Source organism: Micromonospora sp. NPDC047753, from assembly GCF_040642735.1.
In the GTDB taxonomy this organism is placed as follows: Bacteria; Actinomycetota; Actinomycetes; order Mycobacteriales; family Micromonosporaceae; genus Micromonospora.
On the sequence record NZ_JBEYSL010000406.1, the window covers coordinates 1 to 6,193 of the forward strand.

Below are 6,193 nucleotides of genomic sequence, written 5' to 3' on the forward strand. Positions count from 1 at the left end.
GCCCTCGATCAGCTGCTGGTCGACCAGCTGATCGCCATCGGCCCGGACGGGCGTACCCACAGCAAGCAGGATGACCTGGCCGCTCACCGGGACCGCCGCTCGGTCGTCGAGGAGTTGGTGGAGGAGGAGCTGGACCTGCTCGTGGTCGGAGCGACGGGGGTGACGTTCTTCCTGGGCCGCGTGTCCGGCGTCCTCGAGGGAACGCCGTTCGCCGCGCGGCTGCGCTACACCCGGACGTGGGTCCACGACGACCCGCACGGCTGGCGGGTCCTGGCCGCACACATCAGCCCGGTCTGACTCAGGCTGGCGTCCTCAGTTCACTGTGGCGTCGATCGCGCCGAGGCGCAGGGTGCCGTCATTGAGGGGCGTGCAGCGGATGCCGCCGGTGGTGCGCAGCGCTTTCCACGCCCCCGGTCCGACCGTGACGTCCATCCAGGCACACGGTCGGGCCGCCCGGTTGACCCGCAGGCTGACCGGGCCGTCGCCGGAGTCCAGCACCAGCACTCTGCCGATCAGCTCGTCCACGGCGATCCCTGTGGTGAGGATGTTTCGCCGCACCTCGGCCAGGCCGATGCCGACCGGCAGCGACTCCCGGGCGATGACAGTGACGCTGGCGTCGCGGTGTGCCTGCTGACCGAAGTACCTGTCGCCGACGATGCCGAGGCCGGCCCGGATCCGGACGGCGTCGACCAGCTCGCCGGGTGGGGCCGGGGCCGGGCCGTCGGCGGGCCGGCCCAGGAAGCGGTGCACGGGCGAGGCCAGCAACTCGACGATCTCCGGCATGGCAGGAATTCTACGAACCGGACAGGGCCGCCGGGGCAGGTCGACGGATGCGGGGTACTCCACGCCGTTGATCTCGCACGGTCGCGACGGTTGCCCGGTGGGGACGGCGGCGTGAGTCGTCACCGTCCCCACCGTGACCCGGTTCAGGCCGGCGCGCCGCTGACGGTCAGGTTGCGCAGTCGGCCCACGTTGTCGAACGAGCCGAAGCCGACCCGCCCCGAGCCGAACGTGGTGTCCTTCGCGGTCAGCAGCGGGTCCCGGTGCCCGTCGACGTAGACGGCGATCTCGCCGGTGGCCGGCAGGTGCACCACCCGCACGCGGTGCCACCTGGCGTCGGTGATCGCCGGGTTGGCGCCCCGCGAGCGGCCGTTCCACTGGTGGTCGATGCGCTCCCGGTCGGCGTTGTCCACCTTGAAGATGCCGTTGTGCGGATAGATCGTGTTGTCGGTGGAGAGGTGGGCGTAGTAGAACTCGGTGTCCGAGCGCCAGCCGAAGACGATGATCACGTCCCGGTTGGTGACCTCCACCGGGGTGTCGAGTCGTACCTGGGCGTCGACCCGCACCGACGACCACGCCGGTCCGTTGGTCAGCACGGCGTACTCGAAGGGCCGGCGCGGGCCCGGCCGGCTCTCCCCGGCCTCGGCCAGGATGACCTGGTCGCCTGTGAACTGCCACTTTGACGGCGTCACCGGTGCCCAGTTGGTGGCTCCGGTGGTACGGCGGAGGGTGACGTCCCCGACGTCACCGCTGGCGAACTCCCGGGTGCCGGTCACCTTCCAGACCTTTCCGTTGGCCTTCGCGACGACGTAGAGCTCACCGGCGGCGTCGGTGCCGAAGCGCAGGTCCACCCGGTTGGGATCACCGGGCGCGCCCGGTGCGGACAGGTCGCGCATCCGGACCGGGGTGCCCGCCTGGTCGAAGAGCGCGAGCTGGTGGATGGTGGCCAGCTCCCGGCCCCGGCGCATCTCGTTGGCCTCGGTGTAGAGCACCCGACCGTCGACCAGGTCGCCGAAGACGTACTTGCCGCGCAGCGCGGGCAGCGCCCGCCCCCGGTAGACGAAGCCGCCGGCCACCGCGACACCGACGTCGTCGGTGCAGTTCCAACCGGCGGCGGGGTCGTGGTCGTACGCGGCGACCGGGTAGGTGTAGCCGTAGCTGTCGTCGTCGGCGGGCAGCGGAAGCAGCCGGTCGCAGGGGTTCGTGGCCGCCTTGTCGAACACGAAGGAGCCTTCGCGCTCGCTCCAGCCGAAGTTGTCCCCGGCACGGACTTCGTAGATCGCCTCGACTGCGTGTTCGCCGATGTGCCCTAGGTACATCCGGCCGGTCGCCCGGTCCCAGCTGAACCGGTGCGGGTCCCGGAAACCCACCGCGTAGAGCTCGCCGAGCGCGCCGGCCCGGCCGACGAACGGGTTCCCGGCCGGTATGCCGTAGCGCCCGTTCGCGGAGTTGGTGCCCCGGGGGTCGATCCGGAGCAGCTTGCCGTGCGGCAGGGCCAGGTTCTGCGGATCGGTGTTGCGAGCACCCTGGCCACCGTCGCCGACGGCCAGGTACAGCAGCCCGTAGTCGCGGTCGTGGCGCTTGGCCGTGGGGTTGAAGTTGATCTCCTGGATGCCGTGCACCTGGCCGCCGAAGCCGATGCGCAGCACTTCCCGGTGCGTACCGGCGAAGGTGGCGGCGGCGGGATCCGTCGCCGTCCACTCGGTGATGACGCCGTGGAAGAGCGTGTTGGGCTGGGCGTAGTCCGCTGTGGCGGTCGTCGTCGACGCCAACTCCGTGTGGATGGTGTAGAACCGGCCGTTCACCCCGAACTCCGGGTGGAACGCGACGTACCCGAAGCCCTGGCCGAGCCCACGACCGGAGAAGAACCGCGGCGCGAACGTCGCGGCCACGTCCAGGTAGACGTGCGGCACGCCGCCCTCGACCAGATAGAGGCTGCCGTTGAGGTCGGGCACCGCCCGCCGGCCGGAGCCGTCGGGCACCTCCATGATGGTGTTGATCCGCGCGGTACGCATGAGCCGCGCGTCGGTCGGCGCCGGTGTCGGGTACGACTGCGGGAAGCTGGCGTACTCGCTGAGGACCAGCCCGATTCGGGACTGGACCGGCATGTCGGGGATCGGGTCGTCGACCGCGTCGGCGGCTCGCGCGGGTGTGGCGACCAGTGTGGACAGGATCAGCACGAGGGCGGTGAGGCCGGCCCTCACTGTGGGCCGGCGGACGGCGCCGGCGCGGCGGTGCAGGGTGCGCACGCGTGTCTCCTTCTCGGTGGGACGGTGCCGAGGGTGGTCAGCGGGCAAGGTGGCGGTACTGCCTCCGCACGTCGGTCGCGGAGACCACACTGTCGAGGAACATCAGGCCGTCCATCCGGCAGTCGCACGGGTTGCGCTCGAGGGTGTCCTGGGGAAAGCTGCCGCCGATCTTGATGCCCCGGGGGTCGGACGCGGTGGTCAGGTGCGGGCCGGGGCCGGACAGCAGCCACGGGTCGTCGGCGCGGGTGTAGAACCCGTCCACCGGTTCACCGTTGCGGTAGAGGGCGAGCGCGCCGGTGGCGAAGTCGAAGGTGGCGGCCAGGTGCACCCACTCCCCCACGGGCAGCAGCTCACGCCAGTCCCGGGTGGCGGCGAACGTCTGTGAGTTGCCGCCGTCGAGCCGCCGGCCGAGCGCGACGAGACGCAACTCCCCGTCGACGTCGATCAGCTCCAGCAGAGCGCGGACGCCGTGGCCGTCGGAGTCGCCGGTCAGCACCCCGGCCAGCCCGATCGCGTTGTATCTGTCGTCCGGGTCGGCGGTGGTGGAGTTGGGCGACGGGCTGTCCATGTTCAGCTTGAACCAGCCCATGACCGTGGTGCCGGCGGTGGCGCTGAAGGCACGTAGTGTCCGCACCCCGCTGGCCGACCAGGTGCCGGCCTTCCAGTCGTCGTTGCCGGCGACGGCGGGGTCGACCTGCCGGGTCTGCACCGCGTTGCGGCTGCCCCGGTAGGCGCCCTCCGGCACCCGCATGGCGGCACCGCCGTTGATCAGCTCGATCTCGGTGCCGGAACGCCCCTGGTCGCGTTCCAGTGCGGGGTCGCCGGGCACCGGGTGGTCGAAGTCGTACGCGGCGACCAGGTGCGCGCGCAGCGCCGGGTGGACGGCGGACGGGATGCTGCGATCCGCCTGCGCCGGTGGCGCGCTGGCGCCGGTCAGTGCGCCGATCGCCAGGAGGGAGACGGCCGCTCGTCGGGCCCTGGACATGGCTGTCACCTCGTTTCGCGGCATGACGGATGCCGGTCACGTAAGCGCTTACGAAAGCGCTTACGTACCCTAGGCTTCGATCGGTGCCGATCGCAACAGATCGGGTGACATGGATGTCTTTGGAGGGTTGCCGATGCCCAGGGCCAGCCAACGGCCGCGCCTCGTGGACGTCGCCGAACACGCTGCCGTCTCGCTGGCGACGGCCTCCCGGGCGCTCGCCGGCCGCGAGGGGGTCAGCGCCGAGGTCGCCGACCGGATCCGGCAGATCGCCGGTGAGCTGGGCTATGTCGCCAACCCGTACGCCCGGACCCTGGCCAGCGGGGCCACCTCCACGGTTGGGTTGATCGTCCATCAGATCGACGACCCGTACTTCTCCGAGATCGCCGCCGGGGTCATCCAACTCGCCGCCGAGCAGGGGCTGCTGGTGCAGATCTGCCAGTCCGGCCGCGACCCCGGCTACGAGCTGCAACAGCTGCGCCACCTGATCGCCCAGCGGGTCGGCATCGTCCTGATCAGTGGTTCCGGCTACGACGACCCCCGGATGGAGAGCGCGGCCCGCGCCGAGTTGGCCGCGTTCCAGGACCACGGCGGACGGGCCGCTGCCATCGGACGGCACACGCTCGGCGTCGACGCCGTCCTACCGGACAACGAGGCCGGCGGTCACGCCCTCGCCCAGCACCTGATGGACCTCGGTCACCGGCGGATCGCTGTCGCCGCGGGCAGCGCCGGCCTCACCACGGTCGCCGACCGGCTGGCCGGTGTGTCGTCGGCCCTGCGGCAGCGCGGACGCTCCCCCGCCGACCTCGCCGTCGTGCACAGCGACTTCACCCGCGGCGGGGGGCGCGCCGCCGCCGAGCAGATCCTCAACGAGCATCCCGAAACGACGGCGATCGTCGCGCTCAACGACGCGATGGCAATGGGTGTGCTGTCGACGCTGCGGTCCCGCCGCGTACCGGTGCCCGCGCGGATGTCCGTGGTCGGCTTCGACGACGTCTCCGTGGCGGCCGACCTGGCACCCAGCCTGACCACCATCCGCCTGCCGATGACCGAGATGGGTCGCACGGCACTCACCCTCGCGCTCAAGCCGCGCACGACACGCCCGCGCCGCCGCCCCACCGGGCACCTGCTGGTCGTCCGCGACTCGACCGGGCCCGCGCCGGGAACCTGACCGACGCCACCCCGATCAGACGGCCAGCGCCGCCCGGACGTCCCGCTCGGCCGTGACACCCCCGTCGCCCGACGAGGTGACCCGACCGGACTCCAGCACGTGGTAGCGGTCCGCCACCCGCAGGGCGAAACCCAGGTGCTGCTCGACGAGGAGCACACTGAACCCGGACTGCCGGGTCAACTCGACGATCCGCTCCTGGATCTCCGCGACCACCGACGGCTGGATGCCCTCGGTCGGCTCGTCGAGCATCAGCAGCCGCGGCCGGGTGATCAGGGCGCGGGCGATGGCCAACTGCTGGCGCTGACCGCCGGAGAGCAGCCCGGCCCGCCGCCGCAGCAGCGGGCGCAACGCCGGAAACAGATCCAGCACCTCCGCCGTCGCCACCGCGCCGTCGCGCCGGCCGTCGGCGACCAGCCGCAGGTTCTCCGCCGCGGTCAGGTGCGGAAAGCACTGCTGACCCTGCGGGACGTACGCCATCCCCCGCGCCACCCGCTCGTGCGGCCCGGCGCGGGTGACGTCCTCGCCGTCCAACTCCACGGTGCCGGCACTCGGGCGCAGCAGCCCCGCCGCGACCCGCAGCAGGGTGCTCTTGCCGGCACCGTTGTGTCCGAGCACGGAGGCGACCCCGTCGGGCGGGACCGCCAGGTCGACCCCGTGCAGCACCCGGGAACGCCCGTACCCGGCGTGCACCCCACGCAGCGTCAGCATCATGCCTCCCGGCCGGTGCGGGCCGACCCGGCGTCGACCGGGTGGCCAAGGTAGACCTCCTGCACGCGCGGGTCCGCCTGGACCTGCGCGACCGTACCCTCGCTGAGCACCCGGCCGGCGTGCAGCACTGTGACGCTGCGCGCGAACCGACGCAGGAAGTCCATGTCGTGCTCGATCACGACGACAGTGCGATCCCGGCTCACCCTCTCCAACAGGACGCCGGTGGCGTCGCGTTCCTCATGGCTCATCCCGGCGACCGGCTCGTCCAGCAGCAGCAGTCGCGCGTCCTGCACCAGCAGCATG

At 71.9% G+C, this 6,193-nt stretch carries 6 protein-coding genes and 1 pseudogene; 2 read left to right on the top strand and 5 right to left on the bottom strand.

Annotation, left to right across the window (positions count from 1 at the left end):
• On the top strand, positions 1-297 hold a 297-nt coding region (locus ABZ749_RS26780), incomplete at its 5' end, for a nuclear transport factor 2 family protein (protein WP_357232679.1).
• A 15-nt stretch (positions 298-312) separates the two neighbouring features.
• Here the strand turns inward: ABZ749_RS26780 and ABZ749_RS26785 are convergent.
• The 3 genes from ABZ749_RS26785 to ABZ749_RS26795 form a co-directional block, all read right to left on the bottom strand.
• Positions 313-783: a molybdenum cofactor biosysynthesis protein gene (locus ABZ749_RS26785; RefSeq protein WP_357232681.1), complete on the bottom strand. Its 471-nt coding sequence runs from the start codon at positions 781-783 to the stop codon at positions 313-315.
• A gap of 143 nt (positions 784-926) precedes the next feature.
• The gene (locus ABZ749_RS26790) at positions 927-3,029 is read right to left on the bottom strand and encodes a PQQ-dependent sugar dehydrogenase (RefSeq protein ID WP_357232683.1); all 2,103 of its coding nucleotides are present in this window, start codon (positions 3,027-3,029) and stop codon (positions 927-929) included.
• 37 nt (positions 3,030-3,066) lie between these two features.
• Entirely contained in the window at positions 3,067-4,014 is a 948-nt protein-coding gene (locus tag ABZ749_RS26795) for a LamG-like jellyroll fold domain-containing protein (RefSeq protein ID WP_357232685.1), read from the bottom strand.
• A 133-nt stretch (positions 4,015-4,147) separates the two neighbouring features.
• Between ABZ749_RS26795 and ABZ749_RS26800 the strand changes: the two genes are divergently transcribed.
• Positions 4,148-5,182 (top strand): LacI family DNA-binding transcriptional regulator, encoded by a 1,035-nt coding sequence (locus tag ABZ749_RS26800; RefSeq protein ID WP_357232687.1) that lies wholly within the window; start codon positions 4,148-4,150, stop codon positions 5,180-5,182.
• A 15-nt stretch (positions 5,183-5,197) separates the two neighbouring features.
• Here ABZ749_RS26800 and urtE read toward each other — a convergent pair whose 3' ends face one another.
• The gene (gene urtE / locus ABZ749_RS26805) at positions 5,198-5,890 is read right to left on the bottom strand and encodes an urea ABC transporter ATP-binding subunit UrtE (protein ID WP_355006688.1); all 693 of its coding nucleotides are present in this window, start codon (positions 5,888-5,890) and stop codon (positions 5,198-5,200) included.
• A pseudogene (locus tag ABZ749_RS26810) lies at positions 5,890-6,193 on the bottom strand (ABC transporter ATP-binding protein); the annotation flags it as partial. The pseudogene ABZ749_RS26810 and the gene urtE, both read right to left, overlap by 1 nt.